This is a genomic window from Vibrio fluvialis (assembly GCF_900460245.1).
Taxonomy (GTDB): domain Bacteria; phylum Pseudomonadota; class Gammaproteobacteria; order Enterobacterales; family Vibrionaceae; genus Vibrio; species Vibrio fluvialis.
In genome coordinates this window covers 20164-45844 of sequence record NZ_UHIP01000002.1, presented here as the reverse complement: position 1 = coordinate 45844, position 25681 = coordinate 20164, and the positions used below count along the sequence as shown (strand labels likewise).

Annotated in this window: 25 protein-coding genes; 16 read left to right on the top strand and 9 right to left on the bottom strand. The window is 52.3% G+C overall.

What is annotated here, in order from left to right; genetic code table 11:
• Positions 1-59: 59 nt before the first annotated feature.
• Positions 60-1178: a multidrug effflux MFS transporter gene (locus DYA43_RS15210; RefSeq protein ID WP_061055804.1), complete on the top strand. Its 1119-nt coding sequence runs from the start codon at positions 60-62 to the stop codon at positions 1176-1178.
• Between the two features lie 192 nt (positions 1179-1370).
• Here DYA43_RS15210 and DYA43_RS15205 read toward each other — a convergent pair whose 3' ends face one another.
• From DYA43_RS15205 to DYA43_RS15190, 4 genes are all read right to left on the bottom strand, one after another.
• Complete coding sequence (locus DYA43_RS15205) at positions 1371-1703, bottom strand: PBPRA1643 family SWIM/SEC-C metal-binding motif protein (RefSeq protein WP_061055803.1); 333 nt, start codon at positions 1701-1703, stop codon at positions 1371-1373.
• A gap of 195 nt (positions 1704-1898) precedes the next feature.
• Complete coding sequence (locus DYA43_RS15200; protein ID WP_061055802.1) at positions 1899-3284, bottom strand: TRAP transporter large permease; 1386 nt, start codon at positions 3282-3284, stop codon at positions 1899-1901.
• Positions 3271-3813 carry a TRAP transporter small permease subunit gene (locus tag DYA43_RS15195; protein ID WP_020431653.1) on the bottom strand — a complete coding sequence of 181 codons (543 nt, stop codon included), beginning with the start codon at positions 3811-3813 and terminating at the stop codon, positions 3271-3273. The genes DYA43_RS15200 and DYA43_RS15195 overlap by 14 nt, the downstream gene beginning before the upstream one ends.
• Positions 3814-3860: 47 nt before the next feature.
• The gene (locus DYA43_RS15190) at positions 3861-4931 is read right to left on the bottom strand and encodes a TRAP transporter substrate-binding protein (RefSeq protein ID WP_020328251.1); all 1071 of its coding nucleotides are present in this window, start codon (positions 4929-4931) and stop codon (positions 3861-3863) included.
• A 222-nt stretch (positions 4932-5153) separates the two neighbouring features.
• On the opposite strand from DYA43_RS15190, the gene DYA43_RS15185 reads away from it, so the two are divergent.
• The 3 genes from DYA43_RS15185 to DYA43_RS15175 are packed head-to-tail and all read left to right on the top strand — an operon-like array spanning position 5154 to position 8139.
• Positions 5154-6530, top strand: a complete 1377-nt coding sequence (locus tag DYA43_RS15185) for a cache domain-containing protein (protein ID WP_061055801.1) — start codon at positions 5154-5156, stop codon at positions 6528-6530.
• Positions 6527-7156 (top strand): response regulator, encoded by a 630-nt coding sequence (locus tag DYA43_RS15180; RefSeq protein ID WP_020431656.1) that lies wholly within the window; start codon positions 6527-6529, stop codon positions 7154-7156. Before DYA43_RS15185 ends, DYA43_RS15180 begins: the two co-directional genes overlap by 4 nt.
• Positions 7156-8139, top strand: a complete 984-nt coding sequence (locus DYA43_RS15175) for a LysR family transcriptional regulator (RefSeq protein WP_024373125.1) — start codon at positions 7156-7158, stop codon at positions 8137-8139. The genes DYA43_RS15180 and DYA43_RS15175 overlap by 1 nt, the downstream gene beginning before the upstream one ends.
• 51 nt (positions 8140-8190) lie before the next feature.
• Here DYA43_RS15175 and DYA43_RS15170 read toward each other — a convergent pair whose 3' ends face one another.
• Positions 8191-8913 carry a glutamine amidotransferase gene (locus DYA43_RS15170; RefSeq protein ID WP_061055800.1) on the bottom strand — a complete coding sequence of 241 codons (723 nt, stop codon included), beginning with the start codon at positions 8911-8913 and terminating at the stop codon, positions 8191-8193.
• Positions 8914-9199: 286 nt separating this feature from the next.
• Between DYA43_RS15170 and DYA43_RS15165 the strand changes: the two genes are divergently transcribed.
• On the top strand, positions 9200-10003 hold the full coding sequence (locus DYA43_RS15165; protein ID WP_024373123.1) for a MetQ/NlpA family ABC transporter substrate-binding protein: 804 nt from the start codon (positions 9200-9202) through the stop codon (positions 10001-10003).
• A 228-nt stretch (positions 10004-10231) separates the two neighbouring features.
• A complete protein-coding gene (locus DYA43_RS15160) occupies positions 10232-10471 on the top strand; it encodes an HP1242/YdcH family protein (protein ID WP_020328258.1) in 240 nt (79 codons plus the stop codon).
• Between the two features lie 154 nt (positions 10472-10625).
• Here DYA43_RS15160 and DYA43_RS15155 read toward each other — a convergent pair whose 3' ends face one another.
• A complete protein-coding gene (locus tag DYA43_RS15155; protein WP_061055799.1) occupies positions 10626-11381 on the bottom strand; it encodes an AraC family transcriptional regulator in 756 nt (251 codons plus the stop codon).
• Between the two features lie 139 nt (positions 11382-11520).
• Here DYA43_RS15155 and DYA43_RS15150 point away from each other — a divergent pair, with 139 nt between their 5' ends.
• The 5 genes from DYA43_RS15150 to pstB all read left to right on the top strand — a co-directional run bounded on the left by DYA43_RS15150 (position 11521) and on the right by pstB (position 15885).
• Entirely contained in the window at positions 11521-11910 is a 390-nt protein-coding gene (locus tag DYA43_RS15150) for a nuclear transport factor 2 family protein (RefSeq protein ID WP_061055798.1), read from the top strand.
• A 278-nt stretch (positions 11911-12188) separates the two neighbouring features.
• The gene (pstS, locus tag DYA43_RS15145; protein WP_061055797.1) at positions 12189-13232 is read left to right on the top strand and encodes a phosphate ABC transporter substrate-binding protein PstS; all 1044 of its coding nucleotides are present in this window, start codon (positions 12189-12191) and stop codon (positions 13230-13232) included.
• A gap of 19 nt (positions 13233-13251) precedes the next feature.
• Complete coding sequence (pstC, locus tag DYA43_RS15140) at positions 13252-14199, top strand: phosphate ABC transporter permease subunit PstC (protein WP_061055796.1); 948 nt, start codon at positions 13252-13254, stop codon at positions 14197-14199.
• Positions 14196-15023, top strand: coding sequence for a phosphate ABC transporter permease PstA (gene pstA, locus DYA43_RS15135; RefSeq protein WP_024373118.1), 828 nt, complete (start codon positions 14196-14198; stop codon positions 15021-15023). Before pstC ends, pstA begins: the two co-directional genes overlap by 4 nt.
• Before the next feature lie 22 nt (positions 15024-15045).
• Positions 15046-15885 (top strand): phosphate ABC transporter ATP-binding protein PstB, encoded by an 840-nt coding sequence (pstB, locus tag DYA43_RS15130; RefSeq protein ID WP_172465302.1) that lies wholly within the window; start codon positions 15046-15048, stop codon positions 15883-15885.
• Between the two features lie 92 nt (positions 15886-15977).
• On the opposite strand, the gene DYA43_RS15125 is transcribed toward pstB, so the two are convergent.
• Together DYA43_RS15125 and DYA43_RS15120 are read right to left on the bottom strand one after the other, a co-directional pair.
• Positions 15978-16982, bottom strand: coding sequence for a helix-turn-helix transcriptional regulator (locus DYA43_RS15125; protein WP_061055795.1), 1005 nt, complete (start codon positions 16980-16982; stop codon positions 15978-15980).
• 254 nt (positions 16983-17236) lie between these two features.
• On the bottom strand, positions 17237-19696 hold the full coding sequence (locus tag DYA43_RS15120) for a glycoside hydrolase family 3 C-terminal domain-containing protein (RefSeq protein WP_061055794.1): 2460 nt from the start codon (positions 19694-19696) through the stop codon (positions 17237-17239).
• 217 nt (positions 19697-19913) lie between these two features.
• Here DYA43_RS15120 and DYA43_RS22970 point away from each other — a divergent pair, with 217 nt between their 5' ends.
• From DYA43_RS22970 to yghU, 3 genes are all read left to right on the top strand, one after another.
• Positions 19914-20063: a hypothetical protein gene (locus tag DYA43_RS22970; protein WP_155724446.1), complete on the top strand. Its 150-nt coding sequence runs from the start codon at positions 19914-19916 to the stop codon at positions 20061-20063.
• Positions 20064-20132: 69 nt separating this feature from the next.
• Complete coding sequence (locus tag DYA43_RS15115) at positions 20133-20402, top strand: GNAT family N-acetyltransferase (protein ID WP_081094709.1); 270 nt, start codon at positions 20133-20135, stop codon at positions 20400-20402.
• A gap of 148 nt (positions 20403-20550) precedes the next feature.
• Entirely contained in the window at positions 20551-21411 is an 861-nt protein-coding gene (gene yghU, locus DYA43_RS15110; protein WP_061055793.1) for a glutathione-dependent disulfide-bond oxidoreductase, read from the top strand.
• A gap of 120 nt (positions 21412-21531) precedes the next feature.
• Here the strand turns inward: yghU and DYA43_RS15105 are convergent, their stop codons facing one another.
• Positions 21532-23205 (bottom strand): electron transfer flavoprotein-ubiquinone oxidoreductase, encoded by a 1674-nt coding sequence (locus DYA43_RS15105; protein WP_061055792.1) that lies wholly within the window; start codon positions 23203-23205, stop codon positions 21532-21534.
• Between the two features lie 301 nt (positions 23206-23506).
• On the opposite strand from DYA43_RS15105, the gene DYA43_RS15100 reads away from it, so the two are divergent.
• On the top strand, positions 23507-24259 hold the full coding sequence (locus DYA43_RS15100; RefSeq protein ID WP_061055791.1) for an electron transfer flavoprotein subunit beta/FixA family protein: 753 nt from the start codon (positions 23507-23509) through the stop codon (positions 24257-24259).
• A 17-nt stretch (positions 24260-24276) separates the two neighbouring features.
• On the top strand, positions 24277-25215 hold the full coding sequence (locus tag DYA43_RS15095; RefSeq protein ID WP_061055790.1) for an electron transfer flavoprotein subunit alpha/FixB family protein: 939 nt from the start codon (positions 24277-24279) through the stop codon (positions 25213-25215).
• Positions 25216-25681: the final 466 nt, after the last annotated feature.

Sequence of the window (25681 nt, the reverse complement as noted above, 5' to 3'; positions counted from 1 at the left end):
AATGGGTAAAGGATAGCCTCATCTATACTGCGCGCCAAGTTCATACATGAGGACACAAGATGAATATAAAACCTTCATTAGGGTTGATGGTTGTACTGCTGATGTTTCCGCAAATCGTGGAAACCACTTACAGCCCAGCTTTGGGGTCTATTGCTCAATCATTCTCCGTCAGCTATTCCCAAGCTGCCCAAACGTTATCGGTATACTTCTTGGCGTTCGCTGTTGGCGTCGTGGTCTGGGGAATATTGGCAGACAAGTTGGGTAGACGCCCAACAATGATGATTGGCTTGTTTATTTACGGTATTTCGGCTTTGGTAGCGATGTATACGGAGAGCTTTTTCATCATTATGGTCGCACGGGCATTGAGTGCGTTCGGCATTGCGGTCGGGTCCGTTGTGACACAGACGATGCTTCGCGATGCGTTTAGCCGCGAAGAATTAGGTAAAGTTTTTAGCGTAATGGGAATTGGGATCTCCATTAGCCCTGTATTAGGCATGCTCTTAGGTGGCCAACTGACAGCAATGGGTGGTCATCACTATGTGTTCTTGGCACTGTTTGTCATGGCTCTAGCCTTATTCTTGTACAACCTCTTTAAACTTCCAGAAACGCAAATGGAGCGTCAGCCGCTTCGACTGGGCTGTTTAAGCATGCGTATGTGGAAGGATTCACACATATGGTTCTCAGCGTTGTTAGTTGCGTTGTACAACATTGCTCTATTTTCCTATTACCAGCTTGGCGCATTTACTTTTGCAGAATTAGGTTATGGTTCTGAACAGTTTGGCTACAGCGGTGTGGTATTGGGATTTGGCACGTTATTAGGCAGTTACTTAAACAAAACGTTACTTTCCAAACAAGTGTTACAACGTTCGCTACTTTGGGTGTCGGCAATGCTGTTAACGGCAGGTGCGATAGGGGTTTACATCACGTTAGATTCTATCTGGTTTGTGGCATCGATGATGTTGGTGGTGATGTCTTTTGGTATCGCGATTCCCAACGTGCTGAGCGTTGCTTTGGTTGACTATAAGCCGCAAGCGGGAAGCGCTGGTGCACTGTTCGGGCTATTGTATTACTTATTGATTGGTGGCGGATTGGCTCTGGTTGGCGAAGTTCAACATTTAGGTAAAGTGCTTATAGTCGTTAGCGCCGCGACTGTGGTGGTGACATCGTTGCGAAAGTAATCGGTCACAGGTCGTGCGGTGTAATAGTTGGATACGACAAATAGTTCACCCAGCAATACAAAGAAAGGGGCGTAATGCTACTTAACTCAGTTCAACGTTGGTCGTGACCTAACCTAGGCGCACAACGAATCGTTAGATTTCAGTCTACAAAAAAGCCGTCAGAAGACGGCTTTTGATGTCATTGTTGAGGGCTTAAGCACAGCACTTTTTGTACTTTTTGCCGCTGCCGCAAATGCATGGTTCGTTGCGGTTTGGTGTTTTGTCAAAGGTAATTGTTTTAGGATTGTTTAATACCGTATCAAGTTCAACCGTGTTCTCTGGTTGATTTGCGTCGACGACAATATTAACGACCAGAGCGTGCTCAGAAAGCAATGCTTCGATCTCGGCTTTACGAGCTTCGGTTGGCACGACAACGTTGATTGGAGCTTCTTCCGTGCCTGCTTTCACATCACGTTTGACGTTGTAGCCTGAAATGACGTGGTTTTGCCTCGCATCGATTCGACCTTTGAAAAATAGTTTGGACATTTGAAACTCACTGATGATGGGTGTGGTGTAATTGGGCGGCGATTATACGGAACTATGGCAATTGATAAAGCAGTTCCTACGATGGGCATCGGATTCCTGCATCACAACATGTCAAAAGGGACTGTCAACGCGTGGCGTTTCCAGTCCCTCATCTGTTTTGGTGAATGAATGCCGTGTTAATGCACTACCTGCCTTTTACCCATACGCCACGCTGGGTACCCACAAGACGAGCTGCGGCCAGATCACCAAGCACACCAGTGCCAGCAACTGAATCACGATAAACGGGACGACGCCGCGATAAATCTCTTTGAGCGTAATGCCTTCCGGGCAGACGCCTTTGAGGTAGAACAGCGCAAAGCCGACAGGTGGGGTGAGGAAGCTGGTTTGCAGCGCCATCGCCACCAACATCACAAACCATACCAGGCTCGGGTTATCCACCACGCCATGACCATCCAATTCAAACCCTAGGCTGGCCACAACGGGCGCGAGCAGCGGCAGGGCGATCAGCGTGATTTCAATCCAGTCGAGGAAGAAGCCGAGGAAGAACACGATCATCAGAATAAACGCGATCACGCCGTAGGGGCCGAACGGCAATCCGGTGAGGAAGGATTCGATCAGCTCGTCACCGCCGAGTTCGCGCAGCACCAAGGCAAAGCACGACGCGCCAAGGAAAATCATAAAGATATAGGCGGTGGTGCCATACGAGGTCAGCACGACTTCTTTGAGCACCTTGAGGTTGAGTTTGCGGTTGTACGCGGCCAGCAACGTCGCGCCCAAAGCACCAATGCCGGAGGCTTCGGTGGGCGTGGCAATTCCCGCGAAGATGGAGCCTAACACCACCACAATCAGAATCACGGTTGGCGTGATGTCTTTAAACACCTGCAGGATCAGGCGCCAGTCGACTGGCTGTACGTCTTCCGGAATTGGCGCGCGTGCTGGTGAAAGCTTACCGACCACCAGAATGTAGGTGATGTAGAGCGCGCCAAGCAGCAGTCCCGGCAGGAGTGCGCCCATAAACAGGTCGCCGACCGAAAGCCCCAGTTGATCAGCCATAATAACCAGCATGATGGATGGCGGCAGCAGAATGCCGAGCGTTCCGGCGGACGCGACTGTGCCAAGCGCGAGTGGCATGTGATAGCCCTGACGCATCATGGTCGGCAGCGACATGACGGTCAGCAGCACGACCGATGCGCCGATAATGCCCGTCGAGGCCGCGAGAATAATCCCGATCGCCATCACCGTCACCGCAAGGCCGCCGTGCACTTTACCGAACAGTTGCTGCATGGAGGCCATCAGCTTTTCGGCGATACCGGATTTATCGAGCATATTGCCCATAAAGATAAACATCGGCAGCGCAACCAGAATCCAGTTATCCATGATCTTGTAGATGCGGTTCACCACCAGGCCGATGCTGGTGTAATCGAGCCCGGTAAAGGTGTCGAGATACAAATCCGCGCAGTAGCCAATCGCCCCGAACACAATGCCAATGCCGCCGAGCACGTACGCCACCGGAATGCCGGTAAACAGCAGCAGTATGAAGGAGCCAAACATGGCAATCACAATCCATTCATTCGGTTCCATGCGGCGCTCCTTTAATCAGGGTATCGAAGTTTCTCAGCACGCCCGCCAGCATTGCCATCAGCAGCAGAGAGAAACTGAGGGGAATCACGCTTTTGATCAGCCAGCGATAAGGCAGGCCGGAGGGTGACGAGGAGCTTTCATTCATTCGCCACGACTCATAGGCGAAATCGTACGAGTGCAGGATCACCACCACCACAAACGGCATCGCCAGAAACAGGGTGCCGAGAATGTCGATGATGGCTTTTTTTCGGGTGCTGAACTTGTGGTAGAACAGGTCGACCCGAACATGCAGATTGGTGATTTGCGCATACGCCGTACCAAACATCACGGCGGTTGCGTAAAGATGCCACTGTAACTCTTCCAGCGTGACTTGACCGTTGGAGAAGACTTTGCGCAACACTACCTGAAGGATGATGATGCCAACCAACAGCAGGTTGGCCCAGGCAAAGACTTTGCTCACGGACGAAACGCCACGTTCAATATGCAGGTAGAGAGGCACAGCAGGCGTAGATGCGAGAACCTTGCTCATTCGTGCTTCCTTAGAAAAAGGGCCGGCCCGAGAGCCGGCGAAAATGATTATTGCGTGTGCGATTTACGTGGCAGGAAGGCGTTCTCTTCCCACAGCGCGTAATCGTGGCGGAACTTGCTCAGGTCGTCCCACACTTTGGCAAAGAACGGGTCGGCTTTTTTCTTCTCGTCGACCACTTCCATCCAGGTGGTTTCAAACAGGTTGAGCATGGTGTCGTTCCAGTAACGGATCTCCACGCCATTCTGCTGCGCTTTTTGCATCGCGGAGTATTGAATCGCTTCGCCTTCCGCGATTGAGTAGGTCATGGTCGCCATACAGGTGGTTTCCACGGCGCTTTGCTGCGCTTTGTCCATCTTCTTCCAGGTGTCTTTGTTGATCAGCAATTCAAACACCGTTGACTGTTGGTGCCAGCCCGGGAAGTAGTTGTATTTCACGATCTTGTAAAAGCCGAGGCGTTCGTCGATGGCTGGCTGAGAGAATTCAGACGCATCAATCGCGCCTTTTTCCAGTGCGCCGAAAATCTCGCCGCCCGGCATCTGCACAGTGCCCACGCCCAGTTTTTCCATCACCGACGCGCCAAGGCCAAAGAAGCGCATGTTGAGGCCTTTCAGATCCTCTGGTTTTTCAATCGGCTTTTTAAACCAGCCGGACGTTTCCGGAGAGATGATGGCACACGGCAACACTTTGACGTTGTAACCGCCTTGGTCGTACATCTCTTGGTAGAGTTTCAGGCCGTTACCGAAGTAGAGCCACGCCATGTATTCACCGGCTTCCGGGCCAAAGGGGACTGAAGAAAAGAGGGCGGCGGCCGGAAGGGTGCCTTGCCAGTAACCAGCGGTGGCGTAACCGGAGTTTACTTTACCGGTAGAAACGGCATCGAGAATTTCCGCCGGATTCACCAGTTTGCCGGGTTCATAAATTTTCATTTTGATGGTGCCACCGGAGGTGTCGGTGATGTGGTCGGCGTACCATTGAATCGGGGTGCCGAGCGCAGGCAGATGCGTGCCGAACGCGACCGGGGTTTTGAGTAGAATCTTTTCCGCCGCCTGAACATTAAACGTGAGTGCTGTCGCCGCAATCGAAAGGCTGGTGGCAAGTGCAACTTTAGTGAAAGCCATTGCTAACTCCTGTGGGGTAAGTTCCTTGTTTTGAGTGTAAAAATGTGAACATCCCAAGCTCATTGATGTTAATGAGATGTTACATTTAGTCTCAAGTGTAGAGGGCGAAACGCATCGCCTCTATTGGGAAAACTGCGCAAATTTTGTCAGTAATATGTGCAGAAAATGGCGAGTTTTGTCCGTAAAACTACGTACACAGCCAAGGATGAGGCCAGAGTTTTCATGGGATTGATCAGTAACCGTAAGCTGACGGTGAATATCTTGCTGCTGTCGATTGTGCCGCTGATTGTGGTGGTCGGCATTGTGGCCAGCATTCTGTTCAGTCAGGCCAGAACGCTGGTGGAAGATCAGGTGCAGCTCACGCGCAACAACGTGCTGGCGGCAAAACGTCAGGAGTTGCAACAGTACGTCGAACTGGCGCTGAAAAGCATCGAACCCTACTACCGCGATGCGCAGCTGGAAGAGGCCGAGGCCAAGCGTTTGGTGTCGGAAAAGCTCAGTCAGCTCACCTATGGCCGCGACGGCTATTTCTTTGTCTACACCTGGGGCGGCGAAGCGCTGGTGCTGCCGTATCAGCCGGAACGTGTCGGGCGCAATTGGTGGGATGTGGAAGACTTTCACGGCAAAAAACTGCTGCAGGAGCTGATTGAAGTGTCCAAACAGGGCGGTGGGTTTGTCGAGTATTACTGGCACAAGCCGTCGACGCAGGAGCCGTTGCCTAAACTGAGCTACGCCATCGCGCTGGAAAAATGGGGCTGGATGCTCGGCACCGGCGTCTATCTGGATGATATCGAGCGTCAGATTCAGCACATGCAAAGCGGCTTTGACCAGAACATCGGCAAAAGCAGCAGCGCTTTGTTTGGCGTGGTGTTTATTGCGGTATCGGTGATTGCCGGGCTGGGCGCATCGCTCAACCTGAATGTGCGCCGTATGGCGAACGAGCAACTGAGCCAGCTTAACCAGCAGATCATCAATTCGCAGGAAAATGAGCGCCAGCGCGTGTCGCGAGAGCTGCACGATGGCGTGAACCAGTTGTTGGTGGCCGCCAAATACCGGATTGATAACGTGCAGCGCGAGCAGGATGAGCAGCGTAAGCAAACCGAGCTGGAAGCGAGCAAAGAGGTGATGGAGCACGCGATTGTCGAGCTGCGGCGTATCTCGCGTGATTTGCGTCCGCCGCAGCTTGACGATTTAGGGCTGGTGGCGGGTATTGAAGCGTATCTCAATGATCTGCGCCGCCGCACCGATTTGGAACTGGTGTTTGAACACGATATCGACGGCGTCGATATGGTCGCCGAAGTGGAAACCACCTTGTATCGCGTGGTGCAGGAGTCGCTGCATAACGTGGAAAAACATGCCGAAGCCAGTGGCGTGGATGTGGTGATGCAGCGCGAAGGACGGCTGCTGATCCTCACCATCAGCGACGATGGCAAAGGCATCACCAAAGAGCGATTGAAACAGAAAACAGCGCCGCAGGATCACATGGGGCTGCAAAATATGAAGGAACGGGTACAGGCCATTGGAGGCCAGTTTTCGGTGTCGAGTGAGGTGGGCGAAGGCACTGAAATTCGCGTCAGTTTGGACATGGAGTTTGTATGATAAAGCTAGTATTGGCCGATGATCACCGCTTAATGCAGGATGGTCTGAAATCGCGTCTGGAACGGGAAGATAACCTCAGCATTCTGGCTTGTGTCGGTACGGGAGACGACGCACTGGATATGACGCGCAAGCTCAAGCCGGATGTGCTGCTGCTCGACATCAACATGCCGCGCATGAACGGTTTGGAGGTTTTGGAGCGCATTCAGCAGTCGAATCTCAGTACCTCGGTGATCATGCTGTCGATGCACGACAGCAAAGACTACGTGATTCGCGCCGTGAAAGCGGGTGCGAAAGGGTATGTGCTCAAAGACGTCAGTTCGGATGAACTGGTGCTCGCGATTAATCAGGTCGCGCAGGGGCGCTCATACCTCTGCCCGCAGGCGTCGGATAAGCTGCTGGAGCAGTTCAACGAAAAGCCCGCCGAGCGTGATGAAACGCTGTCGAAACGTGAATCGGATGTGCTGAAAGCCATTGTCAGCGGTTGTGGCAATAAAGACATCGCCGATACGCTGCACATCAGTGTGCGCACGGTGGAAACGCATCGTTTGCGCATCAAAAAGAAACTCGGCGCGTCATCGACCGCCGCGCTGGTGAAACTGGCGTTGGAAAAAGGCTTGGTGAACTGATGGCGGGACCACTGCTTTCCAGTCGCCAGCCGATTCTGGATAAGATCCTGTTCTTTTGCGTGGTGATGCAAACCGGATCGTTCAAAGAGGCCTCGCAGCGACAGGGCATTTCGGCTGCCGCAGGCAGCCGCTGGGTCAAAGAGCTGGAAGAGACGTTGTCGGTTGAACTCATCAAACGCAGCACGCGCCAACTGGCCGCGACCCAAGCGGGGCAACTGTTGTACGAACGCTTTGCGCCGATGATTGGCGATATCGATACGCTGTGCGAAGAGGTGCAAAACCTCAGCGAGCAACAACAGGGCGAAATCCGCCTCTCGTCGACGCCGCTGTTTGCCCGCCAGTATCTGACCAAAATCGTGGCTGAATACATGGCGCAGCATCCTAAAGTACATTTCAAAATCTTTATTGAAGCGGGGGAGTTTGACCCGCTTACCATCGATTTTGCCTTTCGCGCCATCGCCACGTATGACGGTGAACCGGTGGAAGATTCGTTGCTGATCCGCAAACGCCTGCTCAGTGAACCGCTGTATTTGTGCGCCTCGGAACGCTATCTGACCGAAGCGGGCACACCGACCACGCCGCAGGAACTGAAAGAGCATCGCTGCTTGTATGCACGCACTTTATTGGGCGGCAATCGCTGGTGTTTTGAGCGCGACGAGCAGCCGGAAATCGTCACCATTCGTGATGCGCTGGAGTGCGACAACAGCGAAATGCTGCTCAATCTTGCTCAGCAAAGTGCGGGCATTGCTTATCTGCCGCATTCGCTGGTGGAGCCGTGTTTACGCAGCGGCGAATTGCGTCATGTGATGCCGCAATATCGCTGCGCGAGCTTTGACATCTTTCTTTACTATCGGCCTCGGCATCCGATGCCAGAGCGTTGCGCCAGCTTTAAACGTTACCTGCTTGAGCGGGTGGAAACGCTGCAAAAACAGGGGCCAGCGCATGACGCTGACCCGGAGAGTGCTGTGCATGCCGCGCCTTAACGCGCGGATCTTTGCACAGATGTGTGTGGTGGTGTGGAAGTGAGAGTGAACTTACTGCGCCTGACAGCAGACGCGGGCAAATTGCAGCAGGACCTGTTTGGCTTGCTCTGTTTCGGTGACCTGAGCGCTTTTCGCTGGGTAGTCGTCTTCAAATTCGTGTTTCAGACCATCAAGCGACATCTGCATGATCTCGGGTGTGAATTCCGGATGGAACTGCACGCCCCAACACGCACTGCCGACACGGTACGCATGATGCGGTTCAAAATCGCTGCGCGCGAGATGAACGGCGCTCTCTGGCAGCGTCAGCACCGATTGGTAATGAACCGCTTGCGCGCCAAATTGCTCAGGCAAATGCGCGAAAATCGCATCGTCATTCGCCACAGGTTCTTTGGCGATCTGCACTGTGCCGATTTCCAAGCCTTGCGGGTGATAACCGACAACGCCACCGAGCGCTTGCGCAATCAACTGATGGCCAAAGCAGATACCCAGCAGGGGAATTTGGCGCTCAACCAACTGAACAATTTCGTCGGATAACCGCAGCATCCACGGCTTTTTCTCGGAAGCCATCGCCAGCGAACCCATGATGATGACACCCGCTAAGGTATCGAAATTTGGCAGTGCGTGCTGCACGCCGTCATGGAATTCGATGTGAATGTCGTGCTGCTCGACGCCCTGCGAGCGAATTGCGCGCAGCGCCCACTCTTCAAAATCTCCGAACTTTTCCAACTGAGCTTGCGGCGCCTGACCGACATTGACGATGAGTAGTGTTTTCATACGCTTCCTTACGACTGAATATGCTGACAACTGATGAGTATCCATTGGCCGTTCTGACCGCGGCCGAATCTTTTCAACTGAGTCCTAATCTAGAGAAATCCCCTAAGTACTGCAATGGCTATTTCTCCTCAGCCACTTTCATCAAATGGGTCGAATTGTGTGTGTTGGCTCGCGTTCTCTACTGCGCAAAAAATTGAGTTGCATAAAATTTTTGCGAGAGTAGTATGGCGGTTTAGATGGCTAAACGTCTATTGGCGTGAAACTCGCACAGAATATGGAGAACAAGATGAAAGGATTGAAGAAAGTTGGTCAGTGGGCGTTGGTGGCAACCCTGTTTGCTGGTTTAACCGCATGTGGTCAGAACGATCAGGCGGAGATCAAAGTGGGCGCCACAGTTGGCCCGCACGCACAAGTGGTGGAAGCTGTCGCAAAAGAAGCCGCGAAACAGGGCCTGAATGTGAAAGTGGTGGAGTTTTCCGACTACATTACGCCAAACGCGGCACTGGAAGATGGCAGCATCGACATCAACAGCTACCAGCATCAACCATTCTTGGATAACTACAACAGCAGCCACAACTCGCACTTGGTTTCGATTGGTGAATCGATTCTGATGCGTATGGGTGTGTACTCGAACAAATATCACACGATTGAAGATCTGCCAGACGGCGCGCGCATCGCGATTCCAAACGATCCAACCAACGGCGGCCGCGGCCTGCTGCTGTTTGCTGATGCGAACCTGATCAAACTGCGCGACGGCGTAGGCTTTAAAGCGTCACTGAATGACATCGTTGATAACCCAAAACAGTTCCAGTTTATCGAAGTGGATGCGGCGCAACTGCCACGCACACTGGATGACGTAGACGCCGCAGCAATCACCATGAACTATGTGATGTCTGCCGGTCTGGATCCGAAAAAGCAGGGCATTTACTTAGAGTCGAAACAGGCACCGCTGGCGGTCATGGTGATTGCAACGCGTGAAAAAGACAAAGACAACGAAGCGTACAAGAAATTTGTGCAAATCTATCAATCGCAGCCAATTCGTGACTTCATGCAAGATACGTTCAAAGGCACGATTGAACCTGCTTTCTAAGCATTTTCTCTTCAGTTCGACGCTTTTAAGCTAAGTTACTGAATACAAAAAGCCATCGAAGTTCCCGTCGGTGGCTTTTTTCTTTTGTTGATTGGGGCAAGATCTCAGATGCGTCGACTGTCTCATTGATGAACTTGAGTCATGAGTAGAGAGTGCTAGAGTTAGTGATAGTTCTGCTCAAAATATGAGCGGAATGTTTGTGTCACCCATTAACTCAACGAGGTTTCTATGCTAGGCGAAAATCACTCTTTAGCGAACGAATATCCAGAACATCTGGATACCATCAGTCAGCTAACCGCGAGCGATGAGGCATTTGCAGCAAATGCGTCGAACTACAATTCACTAGACAGAGAAATTCGAAAACTGGAGCTCAGAGGCGCGCCGATTGACGACCACTCCATGAATTCGATGAAACTCAACCGAGCAGAGCTGAAAGACTGGCTACACAGCAAAATCATGAACATGTGATTTGCCACTCTTACCGGTGACCAAACACCGGCTCAGCCAAGGCAGCCAATCACCCTTGAGGTGTTGTGCTCAGCCTGACGAGAAACCACCCGGCCGGGTGGTTTTTTCATGCGCCTAATTTTGCTTCGTCACGCACTTTCGATTGTTTCAATTATTACTCACTCATACCAGTCAAAAGCGGCCGCTGACGCAGGTACAGCTTGGGCGTGACGCCGAATCGCTGGCGAAACAGCTGAATGTAGCTGCTGGAGTTGTCGTAACCCGATGCCAGTGCCACTTCGGTGATGCTCTTACCCGCTTCGAGCTGGCTCAATGAGTGGAGCAGGCGGCTTTGTTGGCGCCAATGCACAAATGTCATGCCCGTTTGTTGACGAAACAGGCGATGCAGCGTTCGGCTGCTGAGGCCAAAGCGCTCAGCCAGTGCTTCTTGGCTCAGGCGATTCTCCGGCTCGGCAATCAAATAGTTGGCGAGCTTGCGCGCTCGTTTATCTTCCGGCAGTGGCAATTGCAACGGGGTGGCGGGTGCGTGCGAGATTTCACTGCCGAGCAGCGCCAGCCACGCCTGCTCACGAGTGTCTGAAGCGTTACATTCGGCGCCGGACAGCCGTTTGAGCAGCGCCGTGATGAGATCGTCGCAACGAATCAGTTTGGGGTCTGGCATGGCATCAAACATTGTTGCGTCTTGCACATACAGCAGTTCGCCTACCACATCGGTAATCACCTCGGTTCGGTGCCGGCAGCCGGCGGGTATCCAGGCTAAACAGCCGGAGGCCACCGTCCAGCGCTGCTGCTCGGCTTCGACCATCAAAATCCCTTGGTTCACCCAAAACAGCTGACCTTCCTGATGAGAGTGCCATTCGGTGATCGCGCTTTGGGGATGCTTGAGTGAGGCTCGGCGAATCACGCTCATTTGGCGGAAATCCTTTATTGTTTGTCTGAATGTCCGAATTCTGCCATGTAAAGCGGCTGTAGCATAGAGAACAACATGGCGCAGTGAAGACGATAAGCGCCCATGTTGCGGATTTAATTGATGAACTGAGGAGAACAATATGGAACTGAAACGCTTAACTCATGCCGCGCTGCTGGCGGTCATTGAAGCTGAGCATGTCGATGAGCGCGAGGTGGAACGTTATTTCGCGTCCAGCTATCAACAAGTGGCCGATGGCGCTGTGCTGAAACTGAGCGAGTTTAAGCAGCACCTGCTGACCTTAAAACAACTGACGCGGTCGATGACCGTGACTGTCGTGGCGATGGCGCAGCAGGACGAACATGTGTTCAGTCGCCATCAGGTTAGCGTCGAGAAACGCAATGGAGAACGCAGTATGGTGGAGGTGATCGCCCATTTTCAGTGGCGAGAGGGCAAAATTGTGCGTTGCGATGAACTTTCACGCGTGATTGACGGTGACCAGAGCGACAGAGCACTGGCGTCTGTGCGGTAATTCGGTGAACGGGTTTTTTGTGCGACTGGGTTGAACTCAGTTGAGTGAGGTTGATGAAAAATTGAGCGCCGTGTAAAGCGCTCAAATCCCCGATTTCAGATAACTAAACTTATCAAAAAATAACCAATATGATAAATATTCTTTTTAAATCAATGAAATAACAAAATCGTCACAAAAATGTCATCGGGAGTTTTTAGCGTGTCCCCTGTAGCGCGCTGTCGATTTACTGAACAAGGAAGTCGGTTCAGCGATTCTCAAAGAAAATATCGGGGTTCACGATGAAAATGATGAAATCTACGCTTTTGGTGTCACTAGCACTGTGTGCTTCTGGCTCAGCATTCGCTGCCACCACATTGAATGGTGCGGGTGCGACGTTCCCATATCCGGTTTACGCCAAATGGGCGGAAGCGTACCAAAAAGAGACAGGTGTGCAAATCAACTATCAGGCGATCGGTTCTGGCGGTGGTATTCGTCAGATCGAAGCGAACACGGTTGATTTCGGCGGTACAGACGCACCACTGGATGTGACTGAACTGAACAAGGAAGACATGATTCAGTTTCCAATGGTGATGGGCGGTATCGTACCCGTGGTGAACATTCCTGGTGTCAAAGCGGGCGAACTGAAACTGACGGGCTCTGTGCTGGCGGATATCTATCTGGGCAAAATCAAAAACTGGAACGATGCGGCGATTGTTAAGCTCAATCCGAACGAAAAGCTGCCTAAACTGCCCATCTACGTGGTTCACCGCTCTGACGGTTCAGGCACGACGTTCAACTTTACCGATTATCTGTCGCGCGTGAGCAGTGACTGGCAATCAAAAATTGGTGTGGGTAAAGACATCGAATGGCCAAGCGCGGCGACCGATATCGGTGGCAAAGGGAACGCGGGTGTTGCGAACTACGTGACACGCACCAAAGGCTCTATCGGCTATGTGGAATACGCTTACGCCACGCAAAACCATTTGGCTTATACCCAACTGCAAAACAAAGCCGGCAAGTTTGTTAACCCAACAGCGGCGAGCTTCCAGGCCGCAGCGGCGAATGCCGATTGGGAACACGCGCCGGGCTTTAAACTGATCCTCAACGATCAGCCGGGCGCGGCAACGTGGCCAATGACCTCCGCGACATTCATTCTGATGCACAAAGATCAGAAAGACATGGCAAAAGCGCAGGAAATGCTGAAGTACTTCACCTGGAGTTACCAGCACCCAGAAATGGCACAAAACCTCGACTACGTGGCGATGCCGGAATCGGTCGTGAAACTGGTGAACAAGACCTGGAAACAGAATCTGGTTTCCGATGGTCAAGCCGTGATCCGTTAAGCCTAGGATGCCCCGGTGTATGCCGGGGCACAGTCAGAGTGTTATGAATAAAGCGATTTCTCGATATCAGCCAGATAAGATTTTCTCCGCTGTCAGCTTCCTCAGCGCGCTGATGGTGTTTGCCGTTCTGCTCGGCCTCATCCTCTCTCTGCTTTCCGGCAGCCAGTCGGCGTTGACGACGTTTGGTTTGTCGTTTGTCTATCGTGACGTCTGGGATCCGATTAATGGCGAGTTTGGCGCGGCTGCCGCCATTTACGGCACCTTGGTCAGCGCGTTCATTGCTTGCTTGATCGCGGTGCCGCTGTCGCTCGGCATTGCGGTGTTTCTGTCAGAACTCGCACCACGCTGGGTCAGCTCGCCCGTCGGTAAAGCGATTGAGCTGCTGGCTGCCATTCCCAGCATTATTTTCGGTATGTGGGGATTGTTTGTGTTCTGCCCGTGGTTTTCCGACAGCTTTCAAATGTGGGCCGGAGAACATCTCGCGGAATGGCCACTGATCGGTCCGCTATTCAATGGTCCGCCGATCGGAATTGGCTTGCTCAGTGCCGGCATCATCCTCGCGTTTATGATTCTGCCGATCATTACGTCACTCACGCGCGATGCGCTGGCGTCGATCCCCAATATTTTGCGTGAAACGGCCTACGGTATTGGCGCGAATCCGTTTGAAGTGATCACCAAAGTGCTCTTACCAAGCGTGCGCCGCGCGGTATTAAGCGCCTGTATTCTCGGGCTTGGCCGAGCGTTGGGTGAAACCATGGCGGTGACGTTTGTGATTGGCGGAGCGAACCGCATTCAGGCGTCGCTGTTTATGCCAGCTACCTCAATTGCCTCGACCATCGCCCAGCAGTTTAACGAAGCGACGCAGCCGATTCACATTGCTTCACTACTGGGCCTTGGCGTGCTGCTGTTTGCCATTACGTTGGTGGTGATGCTGGTCGCGAACAAATTGGTGGGAGTGAAAAAATGAACACCAGACGCATCAAAAATCGCCTGTTTCAGCTTTTCTGTTACGGCTCGGCCGCCATGGGGTTGCTGGTTCTGGCGAGTATTCTCTACACCCTGATTTCACGGGGCTTGTCCGGCATCAATCTGGCGCTGTTTACGGAGATTACGCCAGGGCCGGGCAGTGCGGGTGGGTTGAAAAACGCCTTTATCGGCAGCCTGGAAATGACTTTTCTGTCGATCTTCATCGCCACACCGATTGCGCTGTTGGCAGGGACTTGGCTGGCGGAGCAGGAAGCCGACAGCAAGTGGGCACAGGCCATTCGTTTTCTGAACAACATCCTGATGAGCGCGCCGTCGATACTGGTCGGCCTGTTTGTTTACGCGCTGATCGTCGTGCCAAGCGGCGGCTATTCTGGTTGGGCGGGGTGTATTGCGCTCGCCGTTCTGGCGCTGCCAACCATCATTGCCGGCACAGAAGAGATGCTTCGCCTGGTGCCAAGCACACTCAAAGAAGCGGGCCGTGGCCTCGGCGCGGCCAACTGGGTGGTGGTGTTTAAACTCTGCTACCGTTCAGCGGCTTCTGGCCTTATCACCGCGATTCTGTTGTCGTTTGCCCGCATTGCAGGGGAAACCGCGCCGCTGCTGTTTACTGCTCTCAACAGCAATTTTATGTCGACCGATTTCTCCGGCCCGGTCGCGAATCTGCCCGTCACCATCTATCAATTTGCGATGAGTCCTTACGAGAGTTGGCAACAGCTGGCATGGTCGGGCGCGCTGATGGTCACGCTGTTCATTCTGCTGGTGAACATCAGTGCGACCTATTTGCCTAAGCTTTTCAAAAGGTGAGAACCATTTAAAGGTGAGAACCATGAATAACAACATAGCAACCACGATTTTGTCTCCCGCCACCACTGACGTAGAGACCTCGGTGCAAACACAAACCACCACGGCAAGCGAGGTGGTGCTGGATATTCGCGATCTGAATTTCTACTACGACCGCAAAGGGGAGCGCGCGTTAAAATCCGTGTCGCTGCCGATTTATCAACATCAAGTCACGGCGCTGATTGGCCCGTCGGGCTGTGGTAAATCCACCTTGTTGCGCTGCCTGAATCGAATTTACGCGCTGTATGGCCATCAACATGCCGAAGGCATGATTGGCTATGAAGGCGCTAATCTGCTCGATTACGCAGACCTCAACGAACTGCGATCCAAAATCGGCATGATATTCCAAAAACCGACGCCGTTTCCGATGTCGATTGCCGAAAACATTGCCTTTGGTTTGCGTTTGCAAGGTCACAGCAAGGCAGAGATTGACCAGAAAATTGAGCAAGCGCTCAAAGCGGCGCACTTGTGGCAGGAAGTGAAAGACAAGCTCAATGTCGATGCGCACAGCCTGTCTGGCGGTCAGCAGCAGCGTTTGTGTATCGCTCGCACTATCGCGCTGGAGCCGGACATCATTTTGATGGACGAACCCACTTCCGCGCTCGATCCGATTGCCACATCGGCGATTGAAGAGCTGATTGGCGAGCTGAAAGAGAACTTCACCATCGTGATTGTCACGCACAACATGCAGCAAGCGATGCGCATTTCCAATCACACGGCATTTATGTATCTCGGTGAGCTGGTGGAATTTGGTCCGACGCGTCAAATGTTTCACCAACCCAAACAAGAGCGTACCCGCCGTTATATTTCGGGCGACTTCGGATAAATCCGCCCACCAGAGCTACTCTCTTGCACCGATGGGTAGCTCTGTTTTCTCTTTTATTTTCTTCAGCCCCCTTTATGGAGGGCGAGTATCGTTCAACCCTGCTGCAAAGACTTGCGATACTGCACTGGCGACATGTTGGTGTGGGTGCGGAAAAAGCGGGAGAACACCGACTGGGACGAGAAGAAGGTAAGTTCACTGATCTCACTCATGCTCTTGTTGGTTTCCGAGAGAAGTTTGACCGCTTTGTTGAGCCTTACCTGATTGTAGATATCGGTAAAACACTTGTTCTCGATGCCGAGTTTTTTGTTCAGCGTCCAGCGGCTGATTTTGAGTGTGTCACACACTTTTTCCAGCGTGCGATCACCGCAATTCTGCTCGTCTTTCTCTATTAGCGTCGATAGCAGATTTTCAACGCTGTGAGCGAAGGTGCTGTTATTAATTTCTTGTTTTGTATGGTCTAAATTATTTTTCTGAAGCTGATAAAGTTTGCGGTTAAATAATGGATTAGCTTCATTTAAACCCGGAGACTGAATAAGCAGATAATTTTCGCTTTGGCCGAAATGACAATGCGTATTGAATTTTTCATTGACCACAGAATAAGGCATTTGATTGCCGTGCCTGACCCCTAATTTCAACGAAACGTCCGGTAAATATTGACTGATAATATCTCGAATGAACGCAAAATTTGCCAATGCGCTGGAGACTTTAGGATTGGGGCCAGTGTCCGTATAGGTGACTCGCAACGTGTCGCCGCTCTCACTCACTTCACACTCATCGCAACTGCCGATCAACGCTCGGTAACGGACGAACGAGTGTACGGCGGCCGACGCCGACGATTCATTAAAGCAGAGGCTGAATAGCTCCGGGAACAGGGTGTACATCTGTTCCAGACTGGCGTGAGCGAATAGCTGCTTCTGGTATGGAAAACATTCATCGAGGATGGCGTAGTGCGACTGGCTGGAAATTCTGCCGTTGTGTCGGCCGAGTTCAAAGCGGTTAATGTGGCACTTTTCTATAATACGGTCACGGCTGAGACCGAGTGTGTTGAGTTGATGCAGCAAGCCGGAGGTTAAGAGATTCGATACATTTCCGTTCATCGTTCGCCCTTTGTTGTTTTTATTATCGAGTCCGTTCAAAACTACAATGTAGTATATCAGTTAGCCTGTTTGGCAATGTTTGCGTGTGTGAATTAGTGATGTCGTGCCAATATTTTTATCCATATAGAAAATGGGTAATAACAACAGTTAGAACACGGTTTTCTGCGGAGAAATAAACAGAACGGATGTCACTTGAGTAGGAAAAATAAAAGCCCGAACCGTCGGGCTTTTATGGCTGTCTCAATCAGAAAAAATTACTCTTTGACGGTGATGAAGCTTGCTTCCGTCACGCCATCTTGCAGTGCCAGCGCATCCGGCGTGGTTTTGCTCACCACAATTTCATGCCCAACCGAGAAGCTGACTGGTACACCTTTCTGCCCGGTCACCGTTCCATGAACATCGGACGATGGCGCCACATACACGGTGTATGTGCCCGGTTCGATGATCCACTGGTTGTTTGCCGCATCAAAGCTGGAGAGCGTTTGCGCCGAGATAGTGAACGTCAAACGTTCAGACTGGCCAGCCTTGAGCAGATGCGTTTTGGCAAACGCTTTTAGCTCGATAGTGGGCTTTTTCAGTTTCACTTCCGGTGCGGAAACATAAACCTGTGTCGCTTCTTTACCTGCCACATCTCCGGTGTTGTGAATGGTTGCCGAGAGGGTGATGCTGCCGTTGCCGCCTTTTTTGCCCAGAGTGTTCGCCACGACGGTTGGGTTGCTGTACTCAAAGTTGGTGTACGACAGGCCGTAACCAAACGGGTAGGCAGGCGCCACATCGAACGATGAGTAGTAACGGTAGCCGACATAGATCCCTTCGTTGTAGTAAACCGAGTCCGCCAGATCGTCTCCGTCCGTGTCGGTGCCAGGGAAGGTTGCTGCAGAAGGAACATCTGAGTAGGATTCTGGCAGGGTTTGCGCCAGTTTACCGCTTGGGTTGACGTCGCCAGAGAGGATATCGGTCACCGCATTACCCGTTTCCTGGCCGCCCATGTATGCCATCAGAATGGAATCGACTTTGCTCGCCCATTCGGAGGTATCGACCAGACCGTTGACGTTAAGCACTACCGTGACGGTTTTACCTTGAGCGTGAAAAGCGCTGGAAACCGCATCGATGATTTGCAGCTCTTCATCGGTCAGACGGTAATCGCCTTGCGCTTCGCTGCGATCGCCGCCTTCACCAGCCTGACGGCCGATGGTGATGATCGCCGCATCATCGCTGGTGGCAGATTCAGCAACCAGCTCAGCCAGTTGACCTTCCACCGCCGGCTCTTCACAAAAATCGTAACCGCCCAGCAGTGACTCCGTTTCTTGCTTATTCGCGTCAAAGTAGTCGCTGTAGTAGCTGGTCAGATTGGCGTTGACGACAAATTTTTCACCCAGCGCGGAAGCGATGTCCACGATGTAAGCCGCGTTCACATCACCGCTGCCCGTACCGCCTTTCAGCGTGTTGATTTGAGTGGTACCAAAAGTCGCGACTCTGCTGCCTGATGCCAACGGCAGCGCAGCATCGGTGTTTTTCAGCAGGATCATACCATCGGCAGCCGCCTGACGAGCCAGCTCGGCATGAGTGTCCAGATCCGGTTGATTTGAGAAGTGATAGCCGTTGTAAGACGGTGTTTTTTGTACCTGTGTCAGAATGGCGACCACGCTGCTGTCGATGTCGGTCATGCTCAGCGTTCCGGCATCATAAGAGGCTTGCAAATCGGCTTTCACGCCGCCCGGTTCAATCAAATCGTTGCCCGCGCTGACTTGTTTGGCTGCCGATTCGGCATCGCGCCCGACGTAGCTGGTGAAGTCGCTCGAGAGGCCGGAGACGTTGCCTGCAAACCAGTCTGACATGGCCAGACCTTTAAATCCCCATTCATTGCGCAGGATACTGGTCATGATGTCTTTGCGTTGGTTGACGTAGGTACCGTTGACCAGGTTGTAAGAACTCATGATGGCCCATGGTTGTGCGTCTTGCACCGCAATCTGGAATCCACGCAGGTAGATTTCGCGTAGTGTACGTGGGTCAGCAATGGTGTCAGAGAAGAAACGGTTGGTTTCGGCGTTGTTGGCAACAAAGTGTTTGATGGTGGCGCCAACATCGTTGGACTGAATACCGCGCACCATGGCTGCGGCGATTTTGCCCGACAGTACCGGATCTTCTGAGTAGTATTCAAAGTTACGCCCCAGCAGCGGGTTACGTTGAATGTTCATGCCCGGCCCGAGCAGAAAATCGACGCCGTACTCTTTCACCTCATTCCCCTCGGCGGTGCCGACTTTCTGCACTAAATCGGTATCCCAGGTAGAGGCGAGTAGCGAGCCGATCGGCCAGGCAGTGGCGTAGTACGTGTTGTCGTCGTTATCACGGGTTGGATTGATGCGCAGACCGGCAGGGCCATCCGCCAGTTTCACCGCCGGAATATCCAGTTTGCGGTTTTTAACCCCGTTGATGTAGCCGGCCACACCACTGACATCGGTACCGCTGGTCAGGTTGATCGGTTCAATACCTTCGTAAGTGGTGAGATCCATTCCCGGCCCGGAGAGAATATCCAGCTTCTCACTCAGACTCATTTTCTTCACCATCGACTCGGCTTTCTTGCGGTACTTGATACCGCTTTCTTGCAACTGAGTGTGGTCGGTTGAGGTCGCTGCCGATGCGCCGCTGGCCACTGCAAAGGCGACGGCGAGGGTGAGGATTTTCGGCAGAGGTAGCGTTTTAAAATCAGACATGGTTTTCCCTTATTGTTATGACATGTTTCCTGTGAGCGCTCCGGTCTGAAACCGGTTTTATTTTTCGCTCGCCATGACTTTAAGAGATCACCACCGCGGCTCGCTGTGCATTTCGGGGAAATATTTTGCATCTCGGTGAAGTGTTTCAAAATGTGATATTCATTTGAGGAATGCGTGTGAATAGTGAAAACTGGGTTTTCGATGCAGGGAGAGACGTATGGTGATTACCAATATTGACGACGCGATGTGGCCGGGAATTCTGGCGGTACAACACGAAATGTACACCGAAGTCGCGCCGGAAAAACTGGCGGTGTTGCAGAGCAAGTGGCGTCAGTCGCCGCAGAGTTGTTTTGTGTTCCGGACGTGAGATAAGGTCGATGCGTATGTTATCGCCCATACCTGGAATCGGGCGCAGCCTCCCAAACTGCATAAATAACTGCCCTCAGATTGCGCAGGCGAAACGCTGTTTTTACACGATCTCGCCGTCTCAAACCGGGTGGCAGGTCAGGGCGTCGGCTCGCGACTGGTGGAGCGTATCGTTGATGTTGGCGCAATACTGAACTGCGCCGACATCCGCTTGGTATCGGTTCAGGAATCTGCCGCGTTCTGGGAGCGCCACGACTTTACTCCCTTGGCAGACGTTGAAGTGTCGGAGTGTTATGGCGAAGGAGCGTGCGTGATGCGCCGGACTTTGCATTCGTTTTGAAAGAGAAACGGCACGGCGGCGGTCTTATTCTCACTCAGACCAAGCCATAACTTAAGGTTCTAAGTAAATGAGCAAATAGGGGTTTTTATCTTCACCAACCACCCCTATATCTTGTAGTGCCGAACTCCAACAAAGATAAGGAAACACAATGGCAAACCAATACGTACCACCAAAAGTTTGGACCATGGACAGCGAAAACGGCGGTCAGTGGGCCAGTATCAACCGACCAGACTCCGGCGCGCGCCATGAAAAAACGCTGCCGATTGGCGAGCACCCGATTCAGCTCTATTCGATGGGTACGCCGAACGGCCAGAAAGTGACCATTATGCTGGAAGAGTTGCTGGCGCTGGGCGTGAAAGACGCGGAGTACGATGCATTTTTGATTCGTATTGGTGATGGCGACCAGTTTGGTTCCGGCTTTGTTGACGTCAACCCGAACTCTAAAATCCCTGCCATGGTTGACCGTTCCGGCCCTGAACCGATTAACGTATTTGAATCCGGCAACATCCTGTTTTATCTGGCTGAAAAATTCGGTCACTTGCTGCCAACAGACGCGGCGCCACGTGCGCAGGTGATGAACTGGCTGTTCTGGCTGCAAGGTTCTGCGCCGTATCTGGGTGGTGGCTTTGGCCACTTCTACGCGTACGCGCCAGAGAAATTTGAATATCCAATCAACCGCTTTGCGATGGAAGCCAAACGTCAGTTGGATGTGTTGGATAAACAACTGGCGAAAGGTACCTTCATTGCGGGCGAAGCGTACAGCATTGCCGATATCGCAATTTGGCCTTGGTATGGCAACCTGGCGCTGGGCAACGCTTATAACGCGGCCGAGTTCCTTGATGTGCAGAGCTACAAGCATGTACAACGCTGGGCGAAAATGATGGCTGAGCGTCCTGCTGTGCAGCGTGGTCGCATTGTTAACCGCACCATGGGCGAAGAGTGGGAGCGCATTGATGAGCGCCACAGCGCCGCGGATATCGATGCCGCTCTGGCAAAAAAGCCGGCCTAACGTCATCTTAAGCGGTGCTCGCTAACCGCTTAATAAAACACGATCTCATCAAATGAAATAGCCACGACGTACCGTGGCTATTTTTGTGTCTGGCGAATGGTGTTTCGCGCGAATCGCAAGTTACATATTGCGGTAGTTCGGGCCACCTCCCCCTTCTGGCGGACACCAGATAATGTTCTGTGACGGATCTTTAATGTCGCAGGTTTTGCAATGCACGCAGTTGGCGGCGTTGATTTGAAAGCGCGGCACTTCATCGACCACAATCACTTCGTACACACCCGCGGGGCAGTAGCGTTGGGCGGGCTCGCCAAACTTGGGCAGATGCGTTTCAATCGGAATAGAAGGATCGGTCAGTTTCAGATGACAAGGCTGGTTCTCTTCATGCTGCGTGCCGGACAGAAAGACTGATGAGGGTTTGTCGAAGCTCAGCACGCCATCGGGTTTTGGATACTCAATGGGCGTGCAGCGTGAAATATCGATGATGCGGACATGGTCCGGGTGCGGATCTTCCATCTCCCATGGCGCGGCGCGTTTAAACAGCGGCCCCCAAATGTTCTGCTCGAAGCTGTTGATGACGCCGCCCGCCACATTGCCAAAGCGGTGAATGGTGGCGCAGAAGTTTTGTGACTGTTCGAGCTCTTCATACAACCAGGATGCCTTGAACAGCGAGTCGTAATCGGGCTCAAAATGACGTTGATCGCCCGCTTTCAGCGCATGTGTGATGGCTTCAGCCGCCAACATGCCGGATTTCATTGCGGTATGACAGCCTTTGATTTTGGCAAAGTTGAGCGTGCCGGCATCACAGCCGATCAGCAAACCGCCGGGAAATTGCTGTTTGGGCAAAGAATTCAAGCCGCCTTTGGCAATCGCGCGCGCGCCATAGGCAATGCGCTGACCGCCTGTTAAATGCTTGCTGATCGCCGGGTGATGTTTGAGGCGTTGAAACTCATCAAACGGGCTCAAATACGGGTTGTGATAGTTGAGATCGGTGATCAAACCAATCGCAATCTGGTTGTTGCCGAGCTTGTAGAGAAAGCTACCACCCGTGGTGTGGGTTTCATTCAGCGGCCAGCCAAGGCCGTGAATCACTTCACCCGCGTTGTTGTGCGGGTGATCGTCCGGCAGTTCCCAGATCTCTTTGATACCCAGCGCGTAGTGCTGCGGCTGCTTTCCTTCATCGAGTTTGAAATGCTCTATCAGCTCTTTCCCCAAATGGCCGCGCGCGCCTTCGGCAAAAATGGTGTATTTGGCTTTCAGCTCAATGCCCGGTTCGAAATTGGCTTTCTGATTGCCCGCTTTGTCTAACCCCATATCCGACGTGGTGACACCGACGACAGCGCCGCTTTCGTCATAATTGACGCTGGCTGCGGCAAAGCCGGGGAAGATCTCTACCCCCAGATTTTCGGCTTGTTTGGCCAGCCAGCGGCACAATTCGCTCAAGCTGATGACATAGCTTTTGTCTGTGTTGTGCATGGTTTTTGGCGTCACAAAGTGAGGCAGGCGAATGTGGTTGTATTCGGTGGTGAGATAGAGAAATTCATCCGAACTGACTTTGGTTGTCAGCGGCGACTCCATGGACGACCAGTCGGGAAACAGCTCATCCAGAGCCGTGGTTTCAAACAGAGCGCCAGAGAGAATATGCGCGCCCACTTCAGAGCCTTTCTCGACCACGCAAATGCTGAAATCCGGCTCGTTTTGCTGCTGGCTGATTTGTGCCAGTTTACACGCGCAAGCCAGTCCTGCCGGGCCTGCGCCAACAATCACGACATCAAACTCCATCGTTTCTCGTTCCATGCTTTTCATCCATGCGTTAACGGTATTTATGGATTAAATATAGTCCAGTTGACGTAAACGTAAACTCAACTAAGCTCAAAGAGTAACCTCATTTAACCCATTGAGAATGGCAGAAAGTGTATGATTTTCTGGTTAGTTTGAATGGGTTTGGTGGTCAAAGGTGGTTGATATGCGGGATTTAACCAGTCCAGAAAGCACAATGTTTTGGCTCGCATCAAACAGTCATCACCGAGCAGTTTGATTCCACCAACATTCCCTAAGGTCCATTCACCAAGGATGACCAAGCGCTTAAGGAGGCTGTGTGAAAGTCTTAGTTGCTGTCAAACGTGTTGTTGACGCTTACGTAAAAGTCAGAGTGAAAAATGATGGCTCTGGCGTTGAAACCAACAACGTCAAAATGGCCATCAACCCGTTTTGCGAAATCGCGGTGGAAGAAGCGATTCGCCTGCGAGAGGCGGGCATTGCCGAAGAGGTGATTGTGGTTTCCGCGGGAGATGCCAGTTGCCAAGAGCAACTGCGCGCTGCATTAGCACTCGGCGCCGATCGCGCGATTCACATCCAAACCGATGGTGCGCCCGAGCCGCTCAATGTGGCCAAACTGCTCAAAGCGGTGATGGCGAGCGAAGCGCCGGGTTTGATGCTGCTGGGAAAACAGTCCATCGATACCGACAACAACCAAGTCGCGCAAATGCTGGCGGCGCTGACAGAGCGCCCACAAGGCACCTTCGCATCCAAAGTGGACGTGCAGGGCGACGCCGTGCTGGTCACGCGCGAGATTGACGGCGGGCTGGAGACGCTCAAGCTCGCTTTACCAGCAATCATCAGCACCGATTTACGCCTCAATGAGCCGCGTTACGCGTCGCTGCCCAACATTATGAAAGCCAAACGCAAACCGCTAGACATCACCACGGCGGAGGATTTAGGGGTAACGCTCAACACGCATCAGCAAATCATGGAAGTCATGCCACCGCCTGAGCGTAAAGCGGGCGTGATGGTGACCAGTGTGTCTGAGCTGGTGGATAAGCTGAAAAACGAAGCCAAAGTGATTGGCTGAATGTGCAGGAGCAACAGATGAGCGAACTATCGATTTTAGTCATTGCCGAGCACAACAACCAGGTGCTGGCTGTGGATACATTACGAACTTTGCAGGCAGCTAAGGCAATTGGCGGAGAGGTGAGTGTACTTGTGATGGGCGCGGCGTGTGCCGTGGTTGCAGAGGCGGCAAAAACTTGTGCGGGGGTCAGCCATGTGCTGCTGGCCGACAATCCCGTTTATGAACATCGCCTGGCAGAAAACGGCGCGGCGTTGGTGGCAGAAATCGCGCGCAACCACTCCCACGTACTCGCGTCTGCAACGACGTTTGGTAAAAACCTGCTGCCGCGAGTGGCTGCGTTGCTCGATGTGGGGCAACTTTCTGATGTGATTGCGATTGAATCGCCAGAGATTGTGGTTCGCCCCATTTATGCAGGCAACGCGCTGGCCAAAGTGAAATCACTGGATGCGATCAAAGTGATGACGATTCGTAGCTCAGCCTTTGATGCCGTCGCCAGTACGGGAGGAAATGCGGAGGTGAAAACCGTTGATCACGCTATTGAATCGGCGACGTCGCAGTTTGTCTCGCAGCAAAAAGTGGAAAGCGCACGTCCCGAACTGCCTGCCGCCAGAGTGGTGATTTCCGGTGGCCGAGGTCTGGGGAGTAAAGAAAACTTCGCACTGGTGGAACAGCTCGCTGACAAACTCGGCGGTGCCATTGGCGCGTCACGTGCGGCGGTCGATGCCGGATTCGTCTCCAACGATTTGCAAGTCGGTCAGACCGGTAAAATCGTGGCACCAGAACTCTACATTGCGGTGGGGATTTCCGGCGCAATTCAGCACTTGGCCGGCATGAAAGATTCTAGAGTGATCGTCGCCATTAACAGCGACCCGGACGCGCCAATTTTCCAGATCGCCGACTACGGCTTGGTCGGGGATTTATTTGAGATCATGCCGGAGCTGATTAGATCGGTGTGAGATGAATGAATAAATTGTTTTGGAAAGCGTCTTTTTTAAAAACGGGTTAATAACTTAATATTTCTTGTGTTTATTTGAGCAATCAAGTTGTAGTTGTACTTTTTGATAGTTTTGCAAAAGTCACGACCTGATTGTTTGTTCGGTTGGCAAAAGAAAGGGAGCACATTGTGCTCCCTTTTTAACGATTACTTATTGTGCTGGCATATCACTATCGGCAATTGCTTTGTTGTACCGTCTGGCAACTCGCACATGACGATGGGGCCTGTCGCGCTATTGCCAGCGCGGTCTTCAGACAAAACGCTACCGCTAAAAAAGCTGAAACTTAGACAAGTAGCGAGCATAAGTATTTTGGTAAACATAACCGCTCCTTAACGAGCACACCTCAACAGTGAGGTTTGATGTTAAGTATGGTCAAAATACGCGCTCTTTCAAAAGAAATTGCAGTACTGTTAGGCTAAATTGACCT

What these genes read in the sequence shown, in the direction of transcription:
- DYA43_RS15185 (WP_061055801.1), top strand. Translation starts at nt 5,154, where the DNA reads ATGGGATTGATCAGTAACCGTAAGCTGACGGTGAATATCTTGCTGCTG.
- DYA43_RS15190 (WP_020328251.1), bottom strand. Translation starts at nt 4,931, where the DNA reads ATGGCTTTCACTAAAGTTGCACTTGCCACCAGCCTTTCGATTGCGGCG.
- DYA43_RS15155 (WP_061055799.1), bottom strand. Translation starts at nt 11,381, where the DNA reads ATGAGCGTGATTCGCCGAGCCTCACTCAAGCATCCCCAAAGCGCGATC.
- DYA43_RS15095 (WP_061055790.1), top strand. Translation starts at nt 24,277, where the DNA reads ATGAGCGAACTATCGATTTTAGTCATTGCCGAGCACAACAACCAGGTG.
- yghU (WP_061055793.1), top strand. Translation starts at nt 20,551, where the DNA reads ATGGCAAACCAATACGTACCACCAAAAGTTTGGACCATGGACAGCGAA.
- DYA43_RS15200 (WP_061055802.1), bottom strand. Translation starts at nt 3,284, where the DNA reads ATGGAACCGAATGAATGGATTGTGATTGCCATGTTTGGCTCCTTCATA.
- pstB (WP_172465302.1), top strand. Translation starts at nt 15,046, where the DNA reads ATGAATAACAACATAGCAACCACGATTTTGTCTCCCGCCACCACTGAC.
- DYA43_RS15165 (WP_024373123.1), top strand. Translation starts at nt 9,200, where the DNA reads ATGAAAGGATTGAAGAAAGTTGGTCAGTGGGCGTTGGTGGCAACCCTG.
- DYA43_RS22970 (WP_155724446.1), top strand. Translation starts at nt 19,914, where the DNA reads ATGGTGATTACCAATATTGACGACGCGATGTGGCCGGGAATTCTGGCG.
- DYA43_RS15105 (WP_061055792.1), bottom strand. Translation starts at nt 23,205, where the DNA reads ATGGAACGAGAAACGATGGAGTTTGATGTCGTGATTGTTGGCGCAGGC.
- DYA43_RS15170 (WP_061055800.1), bottom strand. Translation starts at nt 8,913, where the DNA reads ATGAAAACACTACTCATCGTCAATGTCGGTCAGGCGCCGCAAGCTCAG.
- DYA43_RS15160 (WP_020328258.1), top strand. Translation starts at nt 10,232, where the DNA reads ATGCTAGGCGAAAATCACTCTTTAGCGAACGAATATCCAGAACATCTG.
- DYA43_RS15120 (WP_061055794.1), bottom strand. Translation starts at nt 19,696, where the DNA reads ATGTCTGATTTTAAAACGCTACCTCTGCCGAAAATCCTCACCCTCGCC.
- DYA43_RS15210 (WP_061055804.1), top strand. Translation starts at nt 60, where the DNA reads ATGAATATAAAACCTTCATTAGGGTTGATGGTTGTACTGCTGATGTTT.
- pstC (WP_061055796.1), top strand. Translation starts at nt 13,252, where the DNA reads ATGCCGGGGCACAGTCAGAGTGTTATGAATAAAGCGATTTCTCGATAT.
- DYA43_RS15175 (WP_024373125.1), top strand. Translation starts at nt 7,156, where the DNA reads ATGGCGGGACCACTGCTTTCCAGTCGCCAGCCGATTCTGGATAAGATC.
- DYA43_RS15180 (WP_020431656.1), top strand. Translation starts at nt 6,527, where the DNA reads ATGATAAAGCTAGTATTGGCCGATGATCACCGCTTAATGCAGGATGGT.
- DYA43_RS15125 (WP_061055795.1), bottom strand. Translation starts at nt 16,982, where the DNA reads ATGAACGGAAATGTATCGAATCTCTTAACCTCCGGCTTGCTGCATCAA.
- DYA43_RS15195 (WP_020431653.1), bottom strand. Translation starts at nt 3,813, where the DNA reads ATGAGCAAGGTTCTCGCATCTACGCCTGCTGTGCCTCTCTACCTGCAT.
- DYA43_RS15205 (WP_061055803.1), bottom strand. Translation starts at nt 1,703, where the DNA reads ATGTCCAAACTATTTTTCAAAGGTCGAATCGATGCGAGGCAAAACCAC.
- pstA (WP_024373118.1), top strand. Translation starts at nt 14,196, where the DNA reads ATGAACACCAGACGCATCAAAAATCGCCTGTTTCAGCTTTTCTGTTAC.
- pstS (WP_061055797.1), top strand. Translation starts at nt 12,189, where the DNA reads ATGAAAATGATGAAATCTACGCTTTTGGTGTCACTAGCACTGTGTGCT.
- DYA43_RS15150 (WP_061055798.1), top strand. Translation starts at nt 11,521, where the DNA reads ATGGAACTGAAACGCTTAACTCATGCCGCGCTGCTGGCGGTCATTGAA.